Below are 23,405 nucleotides of genomic sequence, written 5' to 3' on the forward strand. Positions count from 1 at the left end.
TGCTTCTTCAAGTGTGTCTGTGGTGGGCATGTCGGCGCCGCCGAGTGCGTCGGTGAGTGTGATGGGTTCGGAGCAGGCTGCGGCTGTGGAGTCGGCGGCGGGTAAGGCGATTCGGGATAAGGTGAAAGAGGATGGTGGCCCAATTCCCAAAGAGGTGGCTAACGTCTCTTTCCATCCGAACCTCGACGATAATGTCGACGTCACAGCGCATGTCGTCTCGATTAAGGCGGGCCCTACGGGCACTGTCCTGACTTTCTGGCTTACCTCGAACACAATTGATCATGCCATGGGTCCGGTCTTTCCCGAGGATTTCCCATCTCTCGTTGACACTGTTGGCGGTGTCAAATACGGGGTGAATTACTTTTCCAAGGCCGGTGATACGTCAAAGTTCGTGGTTGGTAGCGAGGAACCGGAGATTGATGCCAAGAGCGTCTATGTTATGCAGGCGTCGTATCCGCCTTTGCCGAAGTCGGTGACGAAGGTGAAGATCGCGATCGGGTCGGCCAAAACGTCGCCTGATATCCCGGTGACTCGTTGAGGGGACGATGTTGAGGCCTGGGCCCAAGCTAGGCCCAGACTTAGAGCCACGGGCTCAGGCGCGCTTGACAGCTTCGTCGCTATGATCAGCGCGGCATTGTGGAGACTATCGGGATGAGGCCCATGTTGGCCAAGTATTTCGAGAGCACCAGAACGCACCGCGTTTCGTTGAAGCGGTGGCTTCGGGCTGTAAGTGAGTGAGGGATGATGGCCAACAACTATGGCGTGTCGCGTAGGACGTTGCTCGGTGTGGGCGGGTTGATGCTTGGCGTTGGGCTGGTGGGTTGCTCTGATTCGGAGGAGGGTTGGGAATCAGTAACCGTTGATCGCATCACGGTGAGCCATCCCACGGAGTGGGTGGAGAAGCCACCGGAGAATGAAAATTTCACCAAGAATTTCACTGACGGCCCCCATGGCATGCAGATTGCGGGTCATTACAGTGACGACACCGAACCTACGTTGGCATGGTCCGTGCTTGAATTCATGATCCGCGGGACGTTCCAGGGCTACGACCCCAAGGGGTACCAGGAGATCACCGTCAAGGGCGCTGCCAGGGCGATCAAGTGCCCGTTTGACTTCACTTATAAGGGGAAATCTGCGCGAGGGTATTGGCTTGTTGCTTCGGGTGTGTTGCCCACAGAGGGTTCCGCGATCGTGCTTCTCCGTCTTCCCCGCGATGACACGAATCTGGTTGACAAAATTATTGCGTCGATGTCGTTCAAGGCGTGATCTTGCGCCCTGCTTGAGGTGGTAGAGATATGAGGCAAGATACTCGGTCGGCATGGGCGGACCCTACTTTGACGTCGCCGGCACCGAAGCGACGGTCTCGGACGTTTAACGTTGTTTTGGGGGTGTTGCTCACCATCGTTGCAGCAGGCATCGCCGATGTTGTCGTCGTGTGGTCGTGTGCTCTCGTCTATGACACGCGGCTAGGGGCAGCGCTTCTGGGGTGCCTGGGTGCGTTGGTGCTTTCGCATGTATGGGCATCGCGCCGGGCGTTGGCGACGGTGTGGTGGTCATGCGGATTGGTCCTGCTGTGTGTGGTGGGGATGGCCGTGTACGCGTGGGTGCGTGCGGGTCTGAGCCCGGTGGATCCCGTGGTTGTAGAAACGCTTGCTCCGATTCTTCCGGTGGCGGCTTGTACCGCGGTCGGTACGGGGTATGTGTGGCGGTTGTGCGCGCGACTCGTGGCAGACCATCGCAGCTTGTGAACCGGGACTAGGCAGCTGTCTAGCGCGGTGGAGGAGCGGTTCGGTTCCGACGCGTGATGTACGGACATCCGGTTGATCCCATGGTTTGGGCCCGGCTTGGGCCCCGGTTTGGGGCCATGGGCTCAGGTGCGGCTATGGGTTTCTTTTTATGCTCTCCCCTGTATTGGGTAGGTAGTGGAGGGGAGACCCATGCGGACAAGGGACGATCGGGGTGCCGCCGCGCCGGAATACATCGCAATTCTCCTTATTGCGGCTATGTTCACCAGTGCGGTGGCGGTCGGCGTCAAGCCGGAATGGGTGCAGCAGAAGGTGTGCCAGGCCTTGGCGGTTATCTTCGGGAAGGGTTCGTGTGCTCCGGCGAGCCAGGCGAAGCCGCCGGCCCAGCAGCTGCCTAAGCGCTGCTTGATTCACTCCGACGAGAATGCCACGTCAATCTATGCCGAGGGAAAGATCACCTGGGTCACGATCGGTGGGGAAGGTGGATACGGCTACCATTTGGTTGAGTACAGCGATGGTAAAGCTGACGTTGAATTGTTCTATAACGTCGGGGCAAGTGCCGGCGCCGCAGCGCCTGGCTGGAGTAAAGGCCCCGCCAGCCTCGACGCGTCCATCACCGGGTCGGCAAAGTACACGAAGGGTGAGACTGTCCATTACGACAGCGTCGCCGCTGCTCGCGCAGATCGGGACAGCTTGAACAAGTACGCTCGAGAACGTGCGCTGGCGGTCATGCATCTTGGCAGTGCCCCCGATGTCCCCAACTCCCGGCTTTCTTCGACTTCGAGGACAGTAGAAGTCGATGTCAAAGGTAAGGCGACTCTCAAGGTTAAGGCTAAAGTCGGTGGTCACGGTTCAGCCGATGCTGGTGCCAGCGGCAGTGTTAACGGCATTGTTCAGTACATAACTAAGCGTGATTCGAAGACCGGTGCGGTAACGCACACGGTTGAAGCTTTGGGATCGGCTAATGGTGATGCCCATGCGAACGCGGGCGCGACGATGGGTAACCACGGCGTCAAAACACCAACTGTCGGCGGTCATGCCGGGCTTGATGACGATACCTCGGTGTCGGTAACCAAAGACAATTCTGGGAAGATTACAGAGCTTGTCATCACCAAGAGCGGTGCCGAAGGCGCCGATTTCGGCGTGGATGGTGACTTCAAAATTTGAGCTGGGTAAGCCGAGGCTTGTTCCTGGTCCGGGTAAGCCGAGGCTTGTTTCTGGTCCGGGTAAGCCGAGGCCTGTTCCTGGTCCAGTTAGGTGGAAGCCTGAGCCCAATAAGACTCGCGATGCCGGTAACAACGAGGGCCGCCACGGCAAGCAGGGCAAGGGGAGTACTTTGTCTAAGAAGCCGGGTCGCGAGGAGGAGTCCGACGGTGACCACAAGAGTCGTGAGACGACCACCATCCGGGTAGCCGTCAACGACCAGAACCGGAGTCAGGTCGAAAAGTGGCTCGGGGATAACGATGTCGGCCCCTCCAACGCAGTGCCACTGCTGGTCAAGGCGCGGTTTATGAACCCGCTGGACGCTGACGCCACTAACGACTTCGCTAAGTTTCTTTACCAGTCTGAGGACACCCAGATCGACACGCAGACGAGCAGTGAGACTTCCGATTTGAAGGACGATTCATATGACATTTTGGTCGCGAAGGTCGGAGAAAAAGATGCTAGGGAATCCAGCTCGTCCACCGGTCAGATGGGTTATCTCTTGGAGAACGGCAAACGTGTCCCCAAGATTAGTGAGGGGTGCAAGTAAGTGACTCCCCGCAGACCTCGATGAGTGCCTGCGAGGCAGTCCTAGACTCCACTGCATGATCAATGTCGGCTCGGCTACCAACTCGCATCCCGCCCGCACCCTCGTCATGGGGGTCGTCAACGTCACTCCTAACTCGTTCTCTGACGGAGGCATGTGGGCCGATCCTGAGGTGGCCATCCGCCACGCTCGCGACCTCGTTGTCGAAGGAGCTGACATCATCGACGTCGGTGGTGAATCGACCCGTCCGGGCACCGAACGCACCCCCGAGCACGAAGAATTGCGCCGCGTCCTGCCCGTCGTCAAAGCTTTGGTGGCCGACGGGGTAGCCGTCTCCGTCGACACTATGCGCGCCTCAGTGGCCAAGGCTGTTGTCGAGGCAGGAGCCACCATCGTCAACGACGTCTCTGGGGGCAAGGCTGAACCGGAAATCCTTGATGTCGTTGCCGACGCTGGCGTCGATTACGTTCTCATGCACTGGCGCGGTCAATCCGCCACTATGCAGAACCTTGTCGACTATGACGACGTGGTAGCCGACGTCATTTCTGAGACCTCCCAGCAGGTCGACGCAGCTATTGCCGCTGGAATCGACCGTAGGCGCATCATCGTCGACCCGGGCATTGGTTTCTCCAAGACTTCCGAGCACAACTGGCAGCTCATGAACGCCGTTGACGCCTTCCAAGAAGGATTTGCCGACCTTCGTGTCCTGTGGGGAGTTAGTCGCAAGCGCTTCCTTGGTGAACTTCTCGCCCAGAACGGGGAGGACCGTCCGGCCCTCGAACGCGATGCGAGCACCATGGCCCTGTCGACTTATTTCGCCCTTCATCACGCCTGGTGTGTGCGCACCCACGAAGTTCGGGCCAACCGCGACGCCGTGGAGACCGTTGCCCGCCTTCTCGCCTGACGCGGTAATCTGCGCACTTGTCGGTAAAGTCCGATTGTGGCGAACAGGTAACCTTCCGCCATGACCTACGGACAGATCACCCTGACGGGCATCCGTGCCCACGCGAACCACGGCGTGCTTGCCAGCGAGCGTGAACTCGGTCAGCCTTTCAGCGTCGACGTGAGCCTTGACGTCGACATGGATACCGTCTCTGACGACCTCACCCAGGCCGTCAACTATGCGACGGTCGCACAGCGGGTGCTCAACATTCTCACCAGAGAGCCGGTGAGTCTCATCGAAACCCTGGCTGGCAAGATTGCTGACACCGTTCTTGCGATCAGTCCGCGTGTCCATTCTGTCCAGGTAACCGTTCACAAGCCACATGCCCCCGTAGGGGTTGCCCTCGACGACGTAGCCGTCACGTACCGAAAGGATGCCGAGTGAAAACCGTATTCAGCCTGGGTTCCAATATGGGAGACCCTTTTGCCCATCTGCGAGACGCCGTCCGCCTGATCGCCGAAACTCCCGGTATTCACGACGTCGTCGTTTCGCCCGTCTATGTCACCGCTCCGATCGGGGGAGTGGAGCAGGATGACTTCCTCAACCTCATCGTCGTTGCGACTAGCGACCTTCCTCCGTCAGTCCTGTTGGAGCGCGCCCATGTCATCGAGGCAGCCCACGGGCGCGATCACACCATCCCGAATGGTCCTCGCACCCTCGACGTTGATCTCATTCGCGTTGGCGACGAGACCGTCACCACCGACGAGTTGACCCTTCCACACCCCCGTGCACATAAGCGCGCCTTCGTTCTGGTGCCGTGGCGCGACGCCGACCCTGAGGCTGAATTGCCCGGGTACGGTCGGATCGCCGATCTGGTCGCCTCCTTCGATGCTGACGAGCTGGCTGACGCCGTTAAGCCTTATTCGCGTCAGATTGACGTAGCTGGGGTCACCGTTGCAGGAGAATGGGACGAGAGGCACGACGAGGAGGATGTATGACACGGAGCTTGCCACCCGAGTGGGATGACGACCGGCGACCTGGCGGCGGTAACCCTCAAGGCAACATCGCTCCGACCGATTGGAAGGTCATCATCGTGGCGGCCCTGTGCGGGGCCGCCCTGGGATGGTTTGCGCTGAGTATTTATAAGATCAATGACGTTACCGTGCCGATCTTGCCGTGGTCTTTGCCGGTGGTCATCCTTGTTGCCGCCATCGCAACCTGGGGGTACGCGCGGGCTTTCCGTACCAAGGTTGTTGATCCACAACGTGAGGTCGAGGCGAACCAAGGGCTCGTCTCGCTGGCATTGGGTAAAGCGATCGCCCTATCTGGCGCTGCGCTTGTCGGCGCTTGTATCGTGTACGTGCTGACCTTCGTGTGGCATCTCAACATTCCCTATCCGCGCCAGCGCGCCATCGTCGGAGGAGTGACGGCCATCACCTGCGCCGCCATGGCTTGGGCTGGATGGTTCCTGGAAAACGCCTGTAAGGTTCCTAAAGGGCCTGATGATTCTGAAAAGCATCCCAAGGGGTGACGGCGGACAAGATCACGACTCGCCGGGATCCAGTGCTTGACCAGAGGCTAAACGGGCTGTACTTGTGGCCTCCTCGCACGATATGATGATGCCCGTGAGCGGTGAGCATGATCCCAAACGGGTTGAAAAGGACACTGGCGAGCGCAGAGGTGTGCTCGCCCTTCTCATTGTGGCAACGATTGTTGCCGCTGTGTGTGGGGTAGTTCCCTCTATTTGGGCGGTCCGGGCTGGTGTGCTCGTTGCCCTCGTGGGGGCTTGGATTTCTGTCTTTATGGCGTGGCGCCAAGTTGATGCCATTCGCCGGATGCATTTCGACACCCTCAAGGAGCTTCGTCACGCCGCCTCGGAGCAGGAGAAGCGTCATCATGCCGAGTCCATGGAGATGATTGACACCTTCTCGCGTCGGGTTGGCTCTATCTCGAAAACCCTTGCTGATACCCGTGCCAAGCTCGATCGTGCAGAGAGCGAGCTGTCGACCCTACGCGGCGACAAGGCGGCTCTGCAGTACAAGGTCACCGCTGGCAACAAGAAGGTTGCTTCCCTTGAGATGCGTATTATCGAGCTGGAGACAGAGCTTGATGCTCTGCTGGCTGACGGTCGGTCCGGGCGCCTGACCACCCTGCGTACCGTCACTGATGCAGGTGTCCCCACCGCCGAGGAGATCTGGGAGCGCGGTAACGACGCGACTATCGCTGATCTGTCCCGAGTCGCTTTCCCGCGCTTATCTGAGGGGACTCGCGAGACTCGTCGCCAGGCCTGACGCTTAGCTTGCCAAATGTGACGCGGGGTCTAGCTTCCGGCTGGGCCCCGCGTTGTTGCGTCACCCCGATACCAGCTCACTTATCGAGGTCTCCTAGCGTCCATCCCAAGGAGGCAATGGTGGCCTCAACGTCGTCAACTCGAGTGCCGGGAAGCACCGCCTCCAAGACTTGAACGTTGGCGAAGGTCGGGGTGCGCAAGGCCATCCGCCACGGTGTCGTGCTGCCGCGGGACTCTAGCAGGTATCCGGCACGTCCCCAGGGGGCCTCTATAGTCGTCCAGGTGCGTCCCCGAGGGGCCTTGATGGCGGTTGGTAGACGAGTCTCCAGAGGCCCGTCCAAGCTCGGCAGCCGGTCGAGGATCTGACGGCATAGGCTCGACGACACCGCCGCATCGTTACATAACGTTGCCAGTCGTGAGTAGGCGTCACCACGGGGCTCTATGACGACCTCAGGCCACTTCAGCTCGTCGTATACCGCGGTGCGCCGTCGAGTATCTAGGTCGACCCCGCTAGCCCGGGAGACGGGCCCTGATAAACCATAGCGATCGATCATATTCGTGGGTATGACGGCCACGCCGCGCACGCCGACGGTGGCGTCGAGAGCGGTACGCAGTCGCGTCACAAGCGCATTAGCGTCGTCAAGCCACTCACCCAATGCGGGCTGCCATTCACTCTCTGGATGGATCCGAAGTCCCCCGATACGGGTGATCATAGGATGGATTCGATTTCCAGAGCACCTCTGCCAGATCCTTCGGGCGTTTTCAATTGCTGTAGCGATCGCATTTTCAAGGCCAGCATCATCACAGTGATGGCCTACCCATGACAAAAATGTGAAGTGTGAGGTGATTCTGCTGAACTCAGCGAGCAGGGTTCGTATCCATGCCACGCGAGTTGGGATGGTAATGCCCATCGCGTCCTCGATAGCATGGGCTGCGCCGGTCTCACCGATGAATGGAGCTGTCCAGTCATGACGTGATGCAAGCATCGGAATCTGGCGGTAATCGCGAACTTCGAAAAGTTTTTCATCACCGCGGTGAAGGGTGCCGACATTTACCTGGGAAGAGATGATGACGTCGTCATCGACAGTTGTGGCGATAGTGACGAGTCCCGACCGAGTGGGGTGAAGGTGCCCGAGATCTAGCCGAGTCACCTCGTATTTTTTGCCGGGGTCACCATCGGCGGATTGACTAGGATGCGTTAACGGCATCGATCCGATGACGAACATGATCTTTCGCATGGAACTGAACACACGTTGAGGATGCCGCATTGCACGCCTAGATGCATCTTCACGACAACGATTCGTCAACAAAAAACTGGATCCGCCTTGTGATTTTCGTGGTCATGAATATAAGCTGTAGTGTAAAGGCCGAAGTTGTATCTACGGCGCAAGTCTGAAAGGAATGCCATGGCACAGCGTGTGCGTGTTGATCTTGTCGATGATGTGGACGGAAGCCCAGCTGAGGAATCCGTCAATTTCGCTCTTGATGGTGTCAACTATGTGATTGACCTGTCCGCCGAGAACGCCTCCAAACTGCGCGATGCTCTGTCCTTGTGGGTTGATCATGCTCGTCGCACTGGTGGCCGCCGTACTCGTGGTCGTCGCCCAACCGGGGGCCCGACCGCTAACGAGGTTCGTCAGTGGGCCAAGAGCCAAGGCTACGAGGTCTCGGAGCGTGGCCGCGTCTCTAATGAGATCCGTGAGGCCTACCAGCGCACTCACTGATTCCAGTTTATGTGACCGTCTGACAAGGCGAGTCGGTTGCGACGCCGGAGCGGGATAGCTCCGGCGTCGCGCTGTTCTACTTGGGTTGTGCCAGCGGCGTAAACAGGTTTCGCAGATCTGTCGGCAGCGGTTATTAGACTGAGCACACAGGCTGACGGTCCAGTGCCGTCGGTTGGTTGCATGAAAGTTTCACGCGACCGCGGGTAGATCGGTCATCCGGTATTTCCGGGGATTGGTCTGCCCCACATACAAGGAGAGTTCATGTTCGAACGGTTCACCGATCGGGCCCGCCGGGTCGTCGTCCTGGCCCAGGATGAGGCCAAGGCCCTGAACCACAATTACATTGGCACTGAGCACCTGCTGCTCGGGCTCATTAGCGAGGGCGAGGGAGTCGCTGCCAAGGCTCTCGAGTCCCTTGACATTTCACTGGAGGCTGTTCGCGCCCAGGTGGAGGAGATTATTGGTCACGGCACTTCGACGCCGACGGGCCATATTCCCTTTACCCCGCGTGCCAAGAAGGTTCTTGAGCTGAGCCTGCGCGAAGCCCTCCAGATGAATCATTCGTACATTGGCACCGAGCACATTCTGCTTGGCCTTATCCGGGAGGGAGAAGGCGTCGCTGCTCAGGTACTGATCCGGCTGGGTGCTGACCTCAACACGGTGCGCAATAGCGTCTTGCAACTGTTGCAGGGATATCAGGGCGACGAGCGTCAGGCCGCCACTTCCGGTGCCCCCGAGGCCGGACCGCAGCAGTCCTCGGCGACGATTCTTGACCAATTCGGTCGCAACCTTACCGAGGCCGCCCGCGACGGCGAGCTCGACCCGGTTATCGGGCGTGAGAGGGAAATCGAACGAGTCATGGTGGTGCTGAGCCGGCGCACCAAGAATAACCCGGTTCTTATTGGTGAGCCTGGCGTCGGTAAGTCTGCTTGTGTCGAGGGCCTGGCTCAGGCCATCGTGCGTGGAGACGTTCCCGAGACTCTGCGTGACAAGAAGATTTACTCCCTGGACCTTGGCTCCATGGTTGCGGGATCGCGTTACCGCGGTGATTTCGAGGAGAGGATGAAGAAGGTCCTCAAGGAGATAAAAAATCGCGGGGACATCATCCTGTTCATCGACGAGATCCACACCCTTGTCGGCGCCGGTGCCGCTGAAGGGGCAATCGACGCTGCCAGCATGCTCAAGCCGATGCTGGCTCGCGGCGAGCTGCAGACTATCGGTGCGACGACCCTTGATGAGTACCGTAAGTACATCGAGAAGGACGCCGCCCTGGAGCGTCGCTTCCAGCCGATCCAGGTAGACGAGCCCTCGATCCCCCTGGCCATCGAGATCCTTAAGGGTCTGCGCGACCGGTACGAGGCCCACCACAAGATCACCATCACCGACGAGGCAATCACCTCCGCAGCGAATCTTGCGTCCCGTTACATCCAAGACCGCTTCCTGCCAGACAAGGCCATCGATCTCATTGACGAGGCCGGTGCCCGGATGAACATCCGCCGCATGACGGCCCCGCCGGATCTGCGCGAGTTCGACGAGCGGATTGCTCGTGTGCGAGTGGAGAAAGAGGCCGCCATCGACGCCCAGGATTTCGAGCGTGCTGCTGGGCTGCGCGACGACGAAAAGAAACTTCTCGCCGAGCGTGAGGCCAAGGAGGAGGAGTGGAAGCAGGGTGACGAGTCGGTGCCAGCCGTGGTCGGCCCTGATGAGATCGCCGAGGTGCTCTCTGGAGCTACCGGAATTCCGGTCTTCAAGCTCACGGAGGAGGAATCCCAGCGTCTGCTCCACATGGAGGACGAGATCGGCAAGCGTTACGTCGGCCAGGAGGACGCCGTTAAGGCCCTGTGCCGCTCTATCCGACGTACCCGTGCCGGCCTCAAGGACCCGAAGCGTCCGGCAGGTTCGTTCATTTTTGCTGGCCCGTCGGGTGTTGGTAAGACCGAGCTCACCAAGGCGCTCACCGAGTTCCTCTTTGGCGACGAGGACGCCCTCATCACCCTCGACATGAGCGAGTACTCCGAGAAACACACCGCTTCGCGGATGTTTGGGTCCCCGCCTGGATTCGTCGGGTACGAGGAGGGCGGCCAGCTCACCGAGAAGGTGCGCCGCAAGCCGTTCAGCGTCATTCTCTTTGACGAGATTGAAAAGGCCCACCCCGATATCTTCAACTCTCTGTTGCAGATTCTTGACGAGGGACGTCTTACTGACGCCCAGGGCCGTGTAGTGGACTTTAAGAACACCGTCATTGTGCTGACGACCAACCTTGGCACCCGCGACATTTCCAAATCAGTCAATCTCGGCTTTTCCAAGGCCGACGACGTCGAGTCTAGCTACGAGAAGATGAAGGCCAAGGTTACCGAGGAGCTCAAGGGACACTTCCGTCCCGAGTTCCTCAACCGCCTTGACGAGATCATCGTCTTCCATCAGCTCACCCAGCCCGACATCCTACGGATTGTCGACCTCATGGTGGGGCAACTGGAGGATCGTCTGGCCGACAAGGACATGGGTATCGAGGTCACTCCGGCTGCCAAGGAACTGCTGTCCACGCGTGGTTTCGACCCGCTGCTCGGTGCTCGTCCGCTGCGCCGGACGATCCAGCGCGACATCGAGGACGTCCTAGCCGAGAAGATCCTCTTCGGGGAGGTCAAACCTGGTCAGATCGTGGTGGTCGATGCTGCTCCGGAGGGTTCCGAGGAGCCGTTCGTCTTCACCGGCACGGAGCGCTCAGAGCTGCCTGACGAGGTTCCTCCTGAGCTCACCTCTTCGGCAGGGGAAAATAACAGGGGGCAGCAGGGCTGATTCCCTGATAACGATGGCCGTGGCCCGGTGCATTATGCGCCGGGCCCGTTCCTCACACCAGCACCGCCTGCAGGGCGAAGGACACCAACCAGTGAGTAGCCATGAAATCGCCATGGGTGATTTGGTGGGAGACTTCGTTGATCTGGCGGGCAGTGGCTTTCTCGATACGATGGCGGGAGCCTTCGGCAAGCCACGTGGCCAGTGCGCGCAGCTGCCAGGCTCGTGACAAGCTCAGCCCATATAGGTGAGCAAGCTTGCCGTCCGTGCCGTCTGTCACCCTGGGCACGTTCAGGAGATTATCGTCAGACTGTCCCAGACGCGGCAGGAATGTGTGTAGCCACGTCCCGAACTCATTGGTTCGACCCTCGACGTCATACACCCGAGCCATGAGGTGGGCCTCGCTCAACGCCGCCGACAAAAAGTCATTGCCACTCGGCTCCCACGAAGACGGGTAGTGAACGTCGGCGTCGAACAAGCGATGAGAGTGTTCCACAATGGCTTCGATGACCTCAGGGCGTTGCAGCGACCGGGCAGCGTCCAGACACAGACCGATGCCGAAGGCGGTGTTGTCGTGGGTGCCAGTGCGTACCGGGAAGGTGAGGGTCGGCAGCCACGCGAGCAGATTCTCGAAAACTTGAAGGCTGATAATGCGGGTGGCCGACGCCCACGTCGTGCCCGTGAGGGGAGCACACTGGGCAGCGAGCAGGGTTGCCCATCCCCAGCCGTAGGGACGCTCGTACCCGCGATGAATACGCAGATACTCGGCCTCCACGCGAGCGTTCTCGTCGGTCAGACGGTCATTGAGAACGCCGTTCAAGGCGTCGATTGTTGTGTGGTCGATCACCTGATTCGCGCAACGGAGCAGGGTGACCGCCGACCACTGCATGTGGACCGACGAGTGCCAGTCCAAGCAACCGTGGAAGGCCGGGTGGAGGCGCCATGGAGTGACGTCGACATCGTCTGGTCCCGAGGATTGGTGGGCTGACCCCCACGGGAAGGGACGATTGAGTCCGTCAATGATGGTTTTCGCCCAGATTGGGGCGTCATCGTCGAGAGTCATAGCAAACCTCCTGGGAAGCAGCACAGGTACATAATGAGGATGGTGCAGACCAGTAGCGGAACTGCAGTGGGTATCTGCGCCTTAATCGGACCATAGCTATCGTCGAGCTCAAGTAGAGCGGCCGGAACAAGATTGAAGTTCGCAGCCATCGGCGTGCACAGGGTGCCGCAGAACCCCGCCAGCATACCCATGGCGAAGACGGCGGCCATATTGCCGTGGAAGTGTTGGATGAGCAGCGGCCAACCGACGGCAGCAGTCATCACTGGGAAAGCCGCGAAAGCGTTACCCATAATGAGGGTGAACAAGGCCATCCCAAGGCAGTAGACGCACACCGCTGCGAAGAGACTTTCTGAAGGAAGGATCCACGAGGTGATACGCCCCACCGCATCGCCGACACCGGCGTTGTTGAATAAGGTGCCAAGGGTCGCCAGGAACTGCGGCAAGATAGCTGCCCATCCGATATGACCGAGCAATCGGTCTCCCTCTTTGAAAGCCACCACTGGTGAACGCACCTTGAACATAATCATGGCTGTGACAAGGGCAATAACGGACGCCGCTCCTAGACCAATGATCGTTGCCATGCCGGTTTCTAGTAGCGGCGACCCGTCAAACGACACGTTGCGCATCCCAGCCACTGCGAAAATGGCAGCCACGAACGGGATGATGAGGGCAAGCATGAAGAGTTTGTTGCCGAATTTCTTTGCTGACTTTTCTCGCTCGGCCTCGGTGGTCGTCTCGGTAGAGCCGCGACCCGGAAAGCGACAAGCGGCCAGCACAACCAGGAGGAGCACCGCAATACCCTCGACGAGAGCAGGTGCAGTCTTGTTGATGACAAAGCTGCCGTAGCCAAATGAGAAGGCCAAGATTGCCCAAAAAGCGGCCGACCCGAAGCGCTTGTTGTCCTCGCGGTCCCGCAGCCGGACGAGCGCGGTGACGAGGAAAAGGAATCCACACAACCAGTAGAACCATTCCACCTTAATCATTCGTGGACCCCCTGCTCCGGGTTGCCTCCGGAGGGCAGGCTGACGGTGTGGCCAGGCTCAGGGACCTCATCGATGTCGACGTTGTCGCCTCCCTCGGCAGCCATCTTGGCGAGTTTGCGGTCCAACAACCACAGTCGGGGTGCATGGATGAGGAAGGCACAAATGGCCGTCGGAATGGCCCACAAAGCGATTTGGAGAGCCTCGAGTTTGAGGTTGTAGGTGGCATCAACGAATCCAGTGATGAGCAGAATCGACCCGATGGCAATGAACACGTCCTCGCCGAAGAACAGTCCGATGGTGTCTGCTGAGGACGCGTAGGAGCGCAGTTTCTCGCGCATCTTGCGGGTGTATCGCGGGTGGGTGCGTCGAGCCGCAGCCTCAGCCATCGGTACGACGAGGGGACGCACCGCCTGGGCTGGCCCACCAATGGACGACAGCCCTACAGCTGCGGTGATCTGACGCACAGCAAGGTAGACGGCAAGGAGTTTTCCGGCCGTCATGGACTTCATCTTCGACATCAAGCGGCCGGCCTGCTGCATGAGACCGTGGCGTTCGAGCAACCCGATAACGGGTAACACGACGATGAAGACCGTCACGGAACGCGAACTGGCGAATCCAGTTCCGAAGGTCTCGATGAGCTTGACCGGTGACATTCCGGCGATGAGGCCGGCAGCGATTCCTGCGACGGCTACCACGAGCATGGCATTGAGCCGCAAGGCAAAGCCGATGACGACGATCGCCACGGCGAGTAAAACCCACATGGTGCGCTCCTCTCGTGTTCTGGGGTGTTGTGGCGTCACTTTAGAAGCGATCGGACCGCCTGAAGGTGTCTCTACCCAGAAAACGTGTTGACCGGGAGGGATCTCGGCGCCACCCTTATGTCATGGCAACTGTTGATCTCAACGCGGACATGGGGGAATCTTTCGGATCGTGGAAGACAGGTGACGATGAGTCCCTGCTGGGAATTGTCACCTCCGCAAATGTGGCCTGCGGATTCCATGCTGGTGACGCCGTCGTCATGGGCCAGACTTGTAAGGCTGCTGCGGAACACGGGGTGTGCATCGGCGCCCACGTGTCTTACCGGGACCTCGCCGGGTTTGGTCGCAACTTCATCGACGTTGACCCTGGACGGTTGCGCGATGAGGTCATTTACCAGTTGTCGGCACTGCGTGGAATTGCTGCAGTCCATGGCGCCTCGGTGCGCTACGTCAAGCCTCACGGCGCCCTGTACAACACGATCGTTCACCACCAGGCTCAGGCCAAGGCAGTCGTCGAGGCGATTGACGCTGTCAACTCCGCCACGGGTGCCGATATGGCCATTTTAGGCTTGCCGGGAGCTCTTGTCCTTGACCTCGCTGAGCAGCAGGGCGTCCGTACTCTGAGTGAGGCGTTCGCCGATCGGGCTTACAACCCCGATGGCACCTTGGTATCACGTCGCCAGGAGGGGTCAGTGTTGCATGATCCGGGCGAGGTCGCTGAGCGCGTTGTGACGCTGGTGACTCAGGGATCGGTAACGGCTATCGACGGCACCAAGGTACCGATTAAGGCAGATTCGGTGTGTGTTCATGGTGACACCCCGGGAGCTGTTGCGATGGCTACGGCAGTGCGTGATCGCCTTGCCTCCACCGGGATCGAACTGCGGGCTGCCGCATGAGGTTGTTGCCGGCTGGACGGACGGCAGTGCTCGTCGAATTGGATGATGCCGGTCAGCGTCGTCGCCTGCATCGGACTTTGAGTGAGCATCCGGCGGTGGGAACGGTCGATCTCGTCCCGGCCCAGACGACGGTGCTCATCGACGTCGAGTCGCCCGATCAGTTACCGGCAGCTGTCGCTCACGTCCAGGAGTTTATCGCCGCAGGATTGGACTGGGTTGAACAAGGAGCGCGGGAAATCGTCGAGGTGCCAGTTCGCTATGACGGGCTGGACCTATCTGACGTGGCGGAATTGCTCAGTATGACCACGGACGAGTTGGTGAAGCGCCACAGCGATCAGCAATGGACGGTGGAATTTGCCGGGTTCATGCCTGGATTTGGGTATATGTCCGGAGCTGATTGGCCGTACCGGATCCCGCGTCGGGATAGCCCTCGAACCAGGATTCCGCCGGGCAGTATCGCCTTGGCTGATGGATTCACCGGCGTCTACCCGCAAGCCTCCCCGGGCGGCTGGCAGATTATTGGCACGACTGACGCAATCTTGTGGGATGAGAAGGCTGACCCGCCAGCTCTACTACTCCCGGGAGCCGTCATCAGATTCGAGGTGGTGGACTCATGACCCACTTCGTAGTGGAGACAGCCGGGCCGAGAACCCTCATTGAGGACGCTGGCCGTCGAGGCTGGGCGGATCTAGGAATCAGTGGCTGCGGAGCATGGGATCGCCGGGCCTATCTGGACGGTGCTCGGCTCGTCGGTAATGGTGCTGGATTGGGGTGTCTGGAGATTCTGCTCGGACCGGTGCGGCTGAGATGTGTCGGGGGTCCTGTCCTCGTTGCGGTGACAGGGGCGGATGCCCAGATCGATTTGGATGGAGCGCCGCGCCCTAGCGGCTGGGGATTTCTCGTTACAGATGGTCAGACGGTGAGCATCGCCATGCCAGCAACCGGTTTGCGGAGCTACTTTTCTGTGACCGGAGGAATTAACGCGTCGCCCACCTTTGCCAGCGTCTCGGCTGATCCGACCCGTGGGATGGGCCCGGCCCCGCTGAAGGCAGGCGACCGTGTGAGCGTCGGTGATGGCCCAGCTGGTCTCATCTCGACGACTCCTGTCGACATTCAGCAGGCACCAACGGAACTCGTCCTTCATGGGGTATGGGGACCTCGCGACGATTGGTTTAGCGATGCTGGGCGGCGTTCCCTCGAGCAGACACCGTGGCGAGTCGCACAGGCGAGCGACCGAGTGGGCACGCGGTTGGAAGGACCTTCCCTGGAAAGAGCGGTGACCGGGGAGTTAACGAGTGAGCCGGTGATGCGAGGCGCGATCCAGGTACCTACCTCGGGAGTGCCTCTGGTCTTTGGGCCGGACCATCCGACGACTGGAGGTTATCCAGTTATTGGGGTTGTTGATCCAGAGGATGCTGACCGTCTTGCTCAGGCTCGGGCAGGGGTCGTCGTGAGGTTCGCGATGACCGCTCATGACTGGTGACGAGTATGACGTTGAAGTGTTAGCTATAAGCATAATGCCTAGTCCAAGGCTTGTTTATGACGTAATCGTGCAGGTTTCAGTGACGATGCGGTACGTGTCCCCGTCGACCTGCGGGAGGTACGATCGTCTCTTGGCCTAACTTCTTCTTTCCCTAGGAGACCCCTTGTCGCCTGAGCAGTCGTCCGTTGCCCATGTCGAACACCTTGCCCGGGACAGAGACGGGCACGTCGTCACTGAGGAGCAGGCCTGGAGCGCCCTGTGGGCCCTTCTTATCGGCTTCTTTATGATCCTCGTAGATACGTCGATCGTCACGACCGCTCTGCCGGCGACCATCCGCGCGCTCAACGCCAACCTCAACCAAGGCGTGTGGATCACGAGTGCTTACCTACTCACTTATGCCGTCCCGCTGCTGATTACCGGACGTATGGGTGATCGCTGGGGACCGCATCGTATGTACATCATCGGCATGCTCGTCTTCGGAGTTTCTTCACTGGCATGTGGTCTGTCCCCGACGATTGGCGTCCTCATCGCTGCTCGGGCGGTTCAGGGCATCGGAGCTGCCCTTATGACCCCACAGTCTCTGTCGATGATTACCCGACTTTTCCCACCGGAGAAGCGCGGTGCTGCCATGGGCCTGTGGGGAGCCACTGCCGGTGTCGCGAGTTTCGTCGGTCCTGTGCTCGGCGGCATCCTTGTTGACACCCTGGGCTGGGAGTGGATCTTCTTCGTCAACGTCCCGGTTACCGTCATCGGGTTGTGGCTGGCTATCCGTAATGTGCCTGCTCTCGAAACCCACGGCCATGCCTTCGATTGGTGTGGCGTCGTCTTGTCGGGTATCGGCATGACCCTGCTGGTTTTCGGTATTCAGGAGGGAGAACAGTACAACTGGGGGACGATCACCGGCATCATTTCCGTGCCGCTGCTCATCGTCCTCGGTGTGGTCTTTATGGTGCTCTTCGTCGTCTCACAGACGCAGTGGGCGCAATCCCGCTTGCATGCTCGTTCGACCAACTTTGAACCACTGGTTCCGCTGCGACTGTTTACCAAGCGCAATTTCACTCTCGCCAATATCGCGATTTTCCTCGTCGGCATGCTTGTAACTTCCTACTTTCTGCCGACGGCCATCTATCTGCAGAACGTGCCTGGCAAGTCCCCGACGGTGGCCGCCCTGTTGTTGATTCCAACCGCTGTCGTCTCCGGCGTGCTGTCTCCGGTTGTTGGACGGGTCCTCCAGCACCGTCGGTCTGGCCGGATGGCTGCGATTGGCGTCTCGCTATATGTGATTTCCTCCATCGGATGGTGGCTGTTCACAGTGCCGTCCACCGGTCTGTGGGTGTTCCCGCTGCTATCTGTCATCACCGGCGTTGGTGCGGCTCTTACCTGGAGTCCGATTTCCCTGGTTGGTACCGATGACCTCGGTCAGGCCGACGCTGGAGCCGGTTCAGGTGTTTATAACGCCACCCGTCAGGTCGGGTCAGCGCTGGGATCGGCTTTTATCGCGATGATGATGGATGCCCGAATCATGGCTCGCCACGATCTGGGGCGAGGTCTCGGTGAGTCGATGTTTATCACGATTACTGCTGGAACGATCTGCGTAATCGTCTGTGCATTCTTTGCGAACTTTCAGCGTTCGCGCCAGCGCAATTCTTGAGCGTACTCATCTGTGAGGCCGGTGGACCGCGCAGGGACGCCCTTCGCTGGACCCGTAGGATGACCATATGAGGATTGCCATCGGAGGGTTCGCCGGTCTTATCGGCACAGCGCTGGTGCAACGTCTGCGCAAAGAAGGCCATGACGTCGTCACGTTGACTCGTCATGAACCCATCCAGCCCTCTGATCGACGCTGGGATCTTGACACCCTCTCCATCGCGCCGCCTTTCCTTGACGACGTTGACGCTGTGGTCAACTTGGCCGGAGCACCGATCGCTGATGGACGCTGGACTGATGAACGCAAGACTCGCATCCTTGCCTCCCGCATCGACTCGACACGCGTTGTCGTCCGCGCCTTAGCATCCTCGCCGCGCTGCAGGATCTTCCTCAATGGTTCGGCGGTCGGTTACTATGGTCCGCACGGCGATGAATGGCTTGACGAGAACGATCCCGCCGGTGCGGGATTCCTGGCCGAGGTGTGCCAACGCTGGGAGACAGCCGCAAACTCTGCCCCTGACGGGGTGCGGGTAGCGACCCTGCGAACCGGTCATGTCGTGAGTTCCTTTGGCGGCATGTTGGGCAAGGAGCGACCGTTCTTCCAATTCGGCCTGGGCGGCAAGATCCGCGACGGAAGTCAATACATGTCGTGGATTAGCCTGCACGATCACGTATCGGCAATGATGAAGATTCTGACTGACGACACTATGAGCGGGCCGGTGAACCTCGTGAGTCCGAACCCGTGCACCAATGCCGAGTTCACCACGGCGTTGGCTCAGGCGATGCACCGTCCGTCTGTAATCCCATTCCCGGTTCCGGCAGCAAAGATGATCTTCGGGTCTCAACTCGTCGACGAAGCGCTGTGTTCGGGGCAGCGGGTTAAGCCAGCCAAACTCCTTGAGCACGAATTCGAGTTTCGTGACACCTCCATTACCGAGTCAATAACTTCAGCACTTGCAGGACGCCGATGAGTCAGAATAACCAACGTCCCGACGGTTTCTCTCGCCCCGATGAGTGGGGATCGTGGCAGGACGAACCACAGCAGAACCACGGCGATGCGTCAGGGGCGGCTTCACACGCTAGACCGGCGCAACGAGACGAGTCGACGGCATCTCAGCCTGAGCCTTACCGCTCGGTTGACGTAGACCCCTCATGGGCGCCTCCCTCGGCGTCGTACCAGCAGGCGACTCCCCGACCGGTTGCCCGAGTGAAGCGTCACAGTGATGTTCCGGTCGTCACGTGGACCCTCATTGGTATCTGTTTCCTGGTGTGGGTGGGGGAGTGGTTAAGCCCTCAGGTGGGTGAGGCCGTTGTGTTGGCCCCACGAGTCGGATTCACCGAGCCGTGGCGATTCGTCACTTCGATGTTCGGGCACGCGCTGAGTATCTTCCATATTGGCTTCAATATGTACGCGTTGTGGGCCCTTGGCCGATCTCTAGAGCCCTTCCTCGGACGCGCCAGGTTCCTCGCTGCTTACCTCATGTCTGGCCTGGGTGGTGGGGCGCTGTTCTGCCTGATGGCCACTGCGGATGGGGGCAGGGCGATCTTGCCGAACGTTGATGACGGTGTCGTCGGGGCCTCGGGTGCGATTTTTGGTCTCTTCGGTGTGCTGCTCATCGTGCAGCGACGCCTCGGGGCCTCGACGCGGGAATTATGGGTCGTATTGGCTATTAACGCCGCCCTGTTGCTTTTCATCTCTGGGATCGCATGGCAGGCCCACCTTGGGGGTTTTCTCGTCGGAATGATGTGCGGGGTTATTTTCTTCGAGGACCCCAAACGTATTCAGGCAGGCAAGTCCGCGCGGACATGGCCTCGAATGGCTTTGTTACTGTTTACCATGGTGGCCGCGCTGGTGGTCAAATATCTGGTGATCTGATACGCGTTTGGTGGCGGTCAGGAAATGGTGAGATCGGCGAGATCAGCTGGTCGGTGACGTGCGATGTGTAGCCCCTCCTGAACGGCCCACATGGCCCACTGGTCGCGAAATTCTGGGTCCCGGGCTAGGGCCCGGTGGCGCCTGAGCGGTGCGGAGACTTCGCACCACACTCGCAAGGATGCCAAAGGTGCATTCGTCGGCGTCAGTACCCCGCAGCCCTCGATAACGAGGGGACGATTCGCATTCAGGATGACTTCGTCGTCGAAGCGGTTTTGATACCAGTCCCATCGCCGGTACCGGCGTCTAGCGACGAGATCACGCAGATCCCACACTGCTGACAATCCGGACCAGCCGGGGTACAGGTCGTCAGCGTGGACGAGCTGCCAGTCGGCATGGTGACAGATGAGGGTATTGGCTAAGGTAGTTTTGCCTGCTCCAGAGCGCCCATCGATGAGGACAACCGGCTGCCCGTGTCGTAAAGGTTCGGCAAGGATGAGTTCTTCCAGAAGGTCAAAGCGGTTGGCGTCAATGAGCACCTCACCAGTCTCGTCGCCTTGGGCCAGGGAAAGCAACGATGGAGGCGGTCAGCCCGTCATCAGGTAAGTAGTTCCACGCAGTAGCCCCAAGCTATCAGCGCCGTTGCGCTTATGCAGCAAGATACCCAGCCCGCTCAACGAGTACCGCGATGCGGACTCGACTGTCGACGTCGAGCTTGGTCTGAATCGTCGACAGATGCGCCTTGACGGTGCTTGCCGAAACGTTTAACCGCGCGGCGATGGCGTCATTGGTTAGTCCCTCGGCCACCGCTATTGCAACCTCTCGCTCCCGGTCAGTGAGGGCGGAAAGGGTCTTGCGGGCAGCCCCGCGGACCCGTCTACCAGCGTCGCCCCGCAACTGTTCCAGAAGTTGGCGGGTCGACGTCGGGGACATGAAGGCATCCCCAGCGTGGACCGCACGCACGGCATTGACGATGTCATCAGGTGAGGAGGCTTTCAGTAGGAACCCCGATGCCCCGGCGTGAACCGCGTCGGTGATGGCCGCGTCGGCGGTGACGGTAGTGAGGACGACGACCTTGGGTGAACTCGGCGAATGGGTGATTCGCGATGTTGCTTCCACACCACTCATTCCGGGCATTCGCAGGTCCATGAGGACCACATCGGCCTGGGGAGCCTGCCTCACGGCTCCGTCGCCGTCACTGGCCTCACCGACCACCTCAAGGTCATCAGCGGCCTCAAGGATCTGGCGCACAGCCCTGCGTACGAGCGTGTCGTCGTCGACGAGTAAGACGCGAACGGGCAGCATGGCCACATCCTATGATGTCTATCGTTTGCGATCCGTCGCGGCACCACTGTGGTCTATTGGAAACGGGCGGGGATGATTATCACTGCCACGGGATGTCCACATGGACGTGGAACAGATTGTCATCAAGACCGTAGTGAAGGCTGCCCCCAAGTAGCTCGACACGCTCGGTGATCCCCCTAAGCCCGCGGGAATGGGCACTCGGCCCACCAGCCCATCCACCGATGTAGCCGTTCGTCGCGTCGATGCTGATTCCGTCTCGGGGATTTCCGCGTATGCGCAGGGTCGTCGTCTGCCCGGGTGCGTGCTTGGCCGCGTTAGTGAGCAGCTCCTGAACGATGCGGTAGACGGCCCTCGACACAGCGGGATCGACGCGATCGGCGTCCTCAATGAAGACGCTCGAATTGAGAGGCTGACCGGCGCCGAAGGACTCGTCAATGACCTCGGCCAGTTTCGACAGGGGCAAGTCCGGTGTCACGCGGGACTCGGTAAGCACCGACAGCAGGGAATGCAGGTCATTGACGGCTGCAGCTGCCCCAGCCTGTACCTCGTGGGCGGCCTTGACGACGTCCGGATTGTCCCGAAGTTGAGTCTCTAGCGCCCCGGACTGCAGGCTGAGAAGGGACAATCTATGGCCGAGTTGATCGTGGATTTCCTGAGCGATGCGCTCGCGTTCTTCACGGCGTGACAGTTCGTCGCCGAGTTTGGCGTTGGTGGCCTGCGCGACGTCGCGCTCCCGGGTAAGTGAGGTCGTCGCGCGTTGGGTGCGGCGCCACAGCCCCGAACCAATGGAGATGATGAGCCCGGCGGCGATGAAGGCCGCAACGGTGAACCAAGAGACTGTCAGGTCAGCAGCGTCAGGGGTGTTTGCTGGGGACAAGAGAGTTTTGATCGTCGACGCGGCTTTCGGAGACCTGGCGGCGTCCACAATTCCCACGATGGTGGTCGTGATCGTCACGGCTGCGGTGGCCCACCATGATGCTGCGCCACGTCGTCGTCCCAGCAAACATGCCAGGGCGATGAGAGGAACAGTGTTACCGATCGGTAGGACCAGGCTGATTGCCGCTGTGACGAGGGTGATCGTGAATGGTTGACGATGTCGCCATAGCAGCCAGACCGGCAAAACCATATCTGCGACGAGGGCGGCGACTCCGTGCAGCACGGTGAGACCGGAGGGATTCTGCGCCGTCATGCGGAGGGCCAGTGGACAGAACGCGGTCGAGGTGAAGCATCCGAGTATTCCGATGGCGATGAGGACGATGGACAGCCAAACAGCGGGCCTGCGATCGTCGCCCACGACTTCGTACTCGATCATGCCCTCATCCTAAGGGCGGTTTCGGTAGGGCTGCCTCGACCGGATGGGCGAAAACACCTGCCCAATCGGCCACCTGCGGTCTGTCCGTTCGGCCGATGCGGGAGGGCCCGATCCCGGGATGCACTGGTGTGGAGCCGAAAGGAGACACCAATGTCCAATGACCAGCAACCACCCCACTACCCACAACCGCAATACCCGGGAGAAGGTCCGCAAAGTCAGTCCAACCCCCAATATGCCCTGAACTCAGGCGGAATGCCGCCGTCGAAGCCAAAAAAGCCGATCTACAAGCGGGTGTGGTTCTGGATTGTTATCGCCGTCGTCATTCTGGGGATTTTCGCAGCTCTGGGAGGAGGGTCGAAAGGAGGTGACGAGCAGAAATCCGGTAGCGACAAGGCCGCGTCGGCCCCAGCTACGAGCCAGGCCAAGGAGGCTGACAAGTCTGCGGGAAAGCCCGCTGAGAAGCCTGCCGCGAAGACCACCGACGAGGATCAAGTCAAAGGTGATCTTGCCCTGCTCAAGGGTTGGAAGTTGAAAAAGGACGAGTTCTCTGCCCATGTGACGGGGTACGTGCGCAACAACTCTGACGAGTCGATCAACAACTACATCCAGATCGAATTCAACGCCTATGACGCGTCCGGCAGCAACACGGACACCTGTCTGGCCAACACCAACACCATCGATGCCCACGGCAAGTGGAAGTTCGATGCGATTTGTTCCCAAAACCCTAGTGAGATCAAGACCGTGAAATTGAAGGACCTCACCGGAGCCTGATCAGCCCGAGGTTCAGCCACTGTCATGGATCACAGTGGCTGAACCTCGTTATGTCGGGGTGGGAGTTAGGCACGCATCTGGATTTTGATCTGGGTGACTTTGGTGCTGGCTTTCCGGCAAGAAGGTCAT

The 23,405-nt window shown here is 59.7% G+C and carries 26 protein-coding genes; 19 read left to right on the forward strand and 7 right to left on the reverse strand.

The annotated features are described in order from the left end of the window. Nucleotides 1-61: 61 nt before the first annotated feature. The 10 genes from CPA42_RS01500 (at nt 62) to CPA42_RS01545 (ending at nt 6,669) form a co-directional block, all read left to right on the forward strand. Complete coding sequence (locus CPA42_RS01500) at nt 62-538, forward strand: hypothetical protein (RefSeq protein ID WP_002518700.1); 477 nt, start codon at nt 62-64, stop codon at nt 536-538. Between the two features lie 203 nt (nt 539-741). Next, complete coding sequence (locus CPA42_RS01505) at nt 742-1,266, forward strand: hypothetical protein (protein ID WP_002518701.1); 525 nt, start codon at nt 742-744, stop codon at nt 1,264-1,266. 29 nt (nt 1,267-1,295) lie between these two features. Next, the gene (locus tag CPA42_RS01510) at nt 1,296-1,748 is read left to right on the forward strand and encodes a hypothetical protein (RefSeq protein ID WP_002522336.1); all 453 of its coding nucleotides are present in this window, start codon (nt 1,296-1,298) and stop codon (nt 1,746-1,748) included. Between the two features lie 189 nt (nt 1,749-1,937). Continuing rightward, on the forward strand, nt 1,938-2,912 hold the full coding sequence (locus CPA42_RS01515) for a hypothetical protein (protein WP_002517173.1): 975 nt from the start codon (nt 1,938-1,940) through the stop codon (nt 2,910-2,912). 169 nt (nt 2,913-3,081) lie between these two features. After that, nucleotides 3,082-3,498: a hypothetical protein gene (locus CPA42_RS01520; protein WP_002517130.1), complete on the forward strand. Its 417-nt coding sequence runs from the start codon at nt 3,082-3,084 to the stop codon at nt 3,496-3,498. 55 nt (nt 3,499-3,553) lie between these two features. After that, complete coding sequence (gene folP / locus CPA42_RS01525; RefSeq protein ID WP_002517047.1) at nt 3,554-4,399, forward strand: dihydropteroate synthase; 846 nt, start codon at nt 3,554-3,556, stop codon at nt 4,397-4,399. 60 nt (nt 4,400-4,459) lie between these two features. Next, entirely contained in the window at nt 4,460-4,822 is a 363-nt protein-coding gene (folB, locus tag CPA42_RS01530) for a dihydroneopterin aldolase (protein ID WP_002517487.1), read from the forward strand. Next, the gene (gene folK, locus CPA42_RS01535) at nt 4,819-5,376 is read left to right on the forward strand and encodes a 2-amino-4-hydroxy-6-hydroxymethyldihydropteridine diphosphokinase (protein WP_002517188.1); all 558 of its coding nucleotides are present in this window, start codon (nt 4,819-4,821) and stop codon (nt 5,374-5,376) included. The genes folB and folK overlap by 4 nt, the downstream gene beginning before the upstream one ends. Continuing rightward, the gene (locus CPA42_RS01540) at nt 5,373-5,909 is read left to right on the forward strand and encodes a DUF3180 domain-containing protein (protein ID WP_002517092.1); all 537 of its coding nucleotides are present in this window, start codon (nt 5,373-5,375) and stop codon (nt 5,907-5,909) included. The genes folK and CPA42_RS01540 overlap by 4 nt, the downstream gene beginning before the upstream one ends. Before the next feature lie 82 nt (nt 5,910-5,991). Next, nucleotides 5,992-6,669, forward strand: coding sequence for a hypothetical protein (locus tag CPA42_RS01545; protein ID WP_002518703.1), 678 nt, complete (start codon nt 5,992-5,994; stop codon nt 6,667-6,669). A gap of 76 nt (nt 6,670-6,745) precedes the next feature. Here CPA42_RS01545 and CPA42_RS01550 read toward each other — a convergent pair whose 3' ends face one another. After that, nucleotides 6,746-7,906, reverse strand: coding sequence for an NADH-quinone oxidoreductase subunit D-related protein (locus tag CPA42_RS01550; protein WP_002517111.1), 1,161 nt, complete (start codon nt 7,904-7,906; stop codon nt 6,746-6,748). 168 nt (nt 7,907-8,074) lie between these two features. On the opposite strand from CPA42_RS01550, the gene CPA42_RS01555 reads away from it, so the two are divergent. Together CPA42_RS01555 and CPA42_RS01565 are read left to right on the forward strand one after the other, a co-directional pair. Beyond that, nucleotides 8,075-8,392, forward strand: coding sequence for a histone-like nucleoid-structuring protein Lsr2 (locus tag CPA42_RS01555; protein ID WP_002512999.1), 318 nt, complete (start codon nt 8,075-8,077; stop codon nt 8,390-8,392). A 261-nt stretch (nt 8,393-8,653) separates the two neighbouring features. Further along, nucleotides 8,654-11,188, forward strand: a complete 2,535-nt coding sequence (locus tag CPA42_RS01565; protein ID WP_002517213.1) for an ATP-dependent Clp protease ATP-binding subunit — start codon at nt 8,654-8,656, stop codon at nt 11,186-11,188. Nucleotides 11,189-11,240: 52 nt separating this feature from the next. Here CPA42_RS01565 and CPA42_RS01570 read toward each other — a convergent pair whose 3' ends face one another. Genes CPA42_RS01570 through CPA42_RS01580 form a run of 3 tightly spaced genes read right to left on the reverse strand, consistent with a single transcriptional unit; the run spans nt 11,241 to nt 13,992 of the window. After that, nucleotides 11,241-12,248 carry a DUF2891 family protein gene (locus CPA42_RS01570; RefSeq protein WP_002517104.1) on the reverse strand — a complete coding sequence of 336 codons (1,008 nt, stop codon included), beginning with the start codon at nt 12,246-12,248 and terminating at the stop codon, nt 11,241-11,243. Continuing rightward, entirely contained in the window at nt 12,245-13,231 is a 987-nt protein-coding gene (locus CPA42_RS01575) for a DUF979 domain-containing protein (protein ID WP_002517209.1), read from the reverse strand. Before CPA42_RS01575 ends, CPA42_RS01570 begins: the two co-directional genes overlap by 4 nt. After that, a complete protein-coding gene (locus CPA42_RS01580; protein WP_002517113.1) occupies nt 13,228-13,992 on the reverse strand; it encodes a DUF969 domain-containing protein in 765 nt (254 codons plus the stop codon). Before CPA42_RS01580 ends, CPA42_RS01575 begins: the two co-directional genes overlap by 4 nt. A 122-nt stretch (nt 13,993-14,114) precedes the next feature. Between CPA42_RS01580 and CPA42_RS01585 the strand changes: the two genes are divergently transcribed. The 6 genes from CPA42_RS01585 to CPA42_RS01610 all read left to right on the forward strand — a co-directional run bounded on the left by CPA42_RS01585 (nt 14,115) and on the right by CPA42_RS01610 (nt 19,891). Then, nucleotides 14,115-14,885 carry a LamB/YcsF family protein gene (locus tag CPA42_RS01585; RefSeq protein WP_002517206.1) on the forward strand — a complete coding sequence of 257 codons (771 nt, stop codon included), beginning with the start codon at nt 14,115-14,117 and terminating at the stop codon, nt 14,883-14,885. Next, nucleotides 14,882-15,502 carry a 5-oxoprolinase subunit B family protein gene (locus CPA42_RS01590; protein ID WP_002517154.1) on the forward strand — a complete coding sequence of 207 codons (621 nt, stop codon included), beginning with the start codon at nt 14,882-14,884 and terminating at the stop codon, nt 15,500-15,502. The genes CPA42_RS01585 and CPA42_RS01590 overlap by 4 nt, the downstream gene beginning before the upstream one ends. Next, entirely contained in the window at nt 15,499-16,368 is an 870-nt protein-coding gene (locus CPA42_RS01595; RefSeq protein WP_002517224.1) for a 5-oxoprolinase subunit C family protein, read from the forward strand. Before CPA42_RS01590 ends, CPA42_RS01595 begins: the two co-directional genes overlap by 4 nt. A gap of 163 nt (nt 16,369-16,531) precedes the next feature. Then, nucleotides 16,532-18,019 (forward strand): DHA2 family efflux MFS transporter permease subunit, encoded by a 1,488-nt coding sequence (locus CPA42_RS01600; RefSeq protein ID WP_002517139.1) that lies wholly within the window; start codon nt 16,532-16,534, stop codon nt 18,017-18,019. Nucleotides 18,020-18,086: 67 nt separating this feature from the next. Further along, nucleotides 18,087-18,986, forward strand: coding sequence for a TIGR01777 family oxidoreductase (locus tag CPA42_RS01605; protein ID WP_002517042.1), 900 nt, complete (start codon nt 18,087-18,089; stop codon nt 18,984-18,986). Continuing rightward, complete coding sequence (locus CPA42_RS01610; RefSeq protein WP_002517133.1) at nt 18,983-19,891, forward strand: rhomboid family intramembrane serine protease; 909 nt, start codon at nt 18,983-18,985, stop codon at nt 19,889-19,891. The genes CPA42_RS01605 and CPA42_RS01610 overlap by 4 nt, the downstream gene beginning before the upstream one ends. A gap of 17 nt (nt 19,892-19,908) precedes the next feature. On the opposite strand, the gene CPA42_RS01615 is transcribed toward CPA42_RS01610, so the two are convergent. The 3 genes from CPA42_RS01615 to CPA42_RS01625 form a co-directional block, all read right to left on the reverse strand. Then, nucleotides 19,909-20,463: a nucleoside/nucleotide kinase family protein gene (locus CPA42_RS01615; protein ID WP_002518705.1), complete on the reverse strand. Its 555-nt coding sequence runs from the start codon at nt 20,461-20,463 to the stop codon at nt 19,909-19,911. Between the two features lie 73 nt (nt 20,464-20,536). Further along, a complete protein-coding gene (locus CPA42_RS01620; protein ID WP_002517106.1) occupies nt 20,537-21,193 on the reverse strand; it encodes a response regulator in 657 nt (218 codons plus the stop codon). 79 nt (nt 21,194-21,272) lie between these two features. After that, nucleotides 21,273-22,505, reverse strand: coding sequence for a sensor histidine kinase (locus CPA42_RS01625; protein ID WP_002517197.1), 1,233 nt, complete (start codon nt 22,503-22,505; stop codon nt 21,273-21,275). Between the two features lie 252 nt (nt 22,506-22,757). On the opposite strand from CPA42_RS01625, the gene CPA42_RS01630 reads away from it, so the two are divergent. Then, nucleotides 22,758-23,276 carry an FxLYD domain-containing protein gene (locus CPA42_RS01630; RefSeq protein ID WP_002518706.1) on the forward strand — a complete coding sequence of 173 codons (519 nt, stop codon included), beginning with the start codon at nt 22,758-22,760 and terminating at the stop codon, nt 23,274-23,276. Nucleotides 23,277-23,405: the final 129 nt, after the last annotated feature.

Origin of the sequence: Cutibacterium acnes (assembly GCF_003030305.1) — a bacterium.
Lineage (GTDB): Bacteria > Actinomycetota > Actinomycetes > Propionibacteriales > Propionibacteriaceae > Cutibacterium > Cutibacterium acnes.

Coding starts and splice junctions, on each gene's coding strand:
- folB (WP_002517487.1), top strand. CDS start 4,460: ATGACCTACGGACAGATCACCCTGACGGGCATCCGTGCCCACGCGAAC.
- CPA42_RS01620 (WP_002517106.1), bottom strand. CDS start 21,193: ATGCTGCCCGTTCGCGTCTTACTCGTCGACGACGACACGCTCGTACGC.
- CPA42_RS01580 (WP_002517113.1), bottom strand. CDS start 13,992: ATGTGGGTTTTACTCGCCGTGGCGATCGTCGTCATCGGCTTTGCCTTG.
- CPA42_RS01565 (WP_002517213.1), top strand. CDS start 8,654: ATGTTCGAACGGTTCACCGATCGGGCCCGCCGGGTCGTCGTCCTGGCC.
- CPA42_RS01505 (WP_002518701.1), top strand. CDS start 742: ATGATGGCCAACAACTATGGCGTGTCGCGTAGGACGTTGCTCGGTGTG.
- CPA42_RS01605 (WP_002517042.1), top strand. CDS start 18,087: ATGAGGATTGCCATCGGAGGGTTCGCCGGTCTTATCGGCACAGCGCTG.
- CPA42_RS01500 (WP_002518700.1), top strand. CDS start 62: ATGGGTTCGGAGCAGGCTGCGGCTGTGGAGTCGGCGGCGGGTAAGGCG.
- CPA42_RS01630 (WP_002518706.1), top strand. CDS start 22,758: ATGCCGCCGTCGAAGCCAAAAAAGCCGATCTACAAGCGGGTGTGGTTC.
- CPA42_RS01595 (WP_002517224.1), top strand. CDS start 15,499: ATGACCCACTTCGTAGTGGAGACAGCCGGGCCGAGAACCCTCATTGAG.
- CPA42_RS01510 (WP_002522336.1), top strand. CDS start 1,296: ATGAGGCAAGATACTCGGTCGGCATGGGCGGACCCTACTTTGACGTCG.
- CPA42_RS01590 (WP_002517154.1), top strand. CDS start 14,882: ATGAGGTTGTTGCCGGCTGGACGGACGGCAGTGCTCGTCGAATTGGAT.
- CPA42_RS01545 (WP_002518703.1), top strand. CDS start 5,992: ATGATGATGCCCGTGAGCGGTGAGCATGATCCCAAACGGGTTGAAAAG.
- CPA42_RS01550 (WP_002517111.1), bottom strand. CDS start 7,906: ATGCGAAAGATCATGTTCGTCATCGGATCGATGCCGTTAACGCATCCT.
- CPA42_RS01515 (WP_002517173.1), top strand. CDS start 1,938: ATGCGGACAAGGGACGATCGGGGTGCCGCCGCGCCGGAATACATCGCA.
- CPA42_RS01575 (WP_002517209.1), bottom strand. CDS start 13,231: ATGATTAAGGTGGAATGGTTCTACTGGTTGTGTGGATTCCTTTTCCTC.
- CPA42_RS01570 (WP_002517104.1), bottom strand. CDS start 12,248: ATGACTCTCGACGATGACGCCCCAATCTGGGCGAAAACCATCATTGAC.
- CPA42_RS01625 (WP_002517197.1), bottom strand. CDS start 22,505: ATGATCGAGTACGAAGTCGTGGGCGACGATCGCAGGCCCGCTGTTTGG.
- CPA42_RS01540 (WP_002517092.1), top strand. CDS start 5,373: ATGACACGGAGCTTGCCACCCGAGTGGGATGACGACCGGCGACCTGGC.
- CPA42_RS01555 (WP_002512999.1), top strand. CDS start 8,075: ATGGCACAGCGTGTGCGTGTTGATCTTGTCGATGATGTGGACGGAAGC.
- CPA42_RS01610 (WP_002517133.1), top strand. CDS start 18,983: ATGAGTCAGAATAACCAACGTCCCGACGGTTTCTCTCGCCCCGATGAG.
- CPA42_RS01585 (WP_002517206.1), top strand. CDS start 14,115: ATGGCAACTGTTGATCTCAACGCGGACATGGGGGAATCTTTCGGATCG.
- folP (WP_002517047.1), top strand. CDS start 3,554: ATGATCAATGTCGGCTCGGCTACCAACTCGCATCCCGCCCGCACCCTC.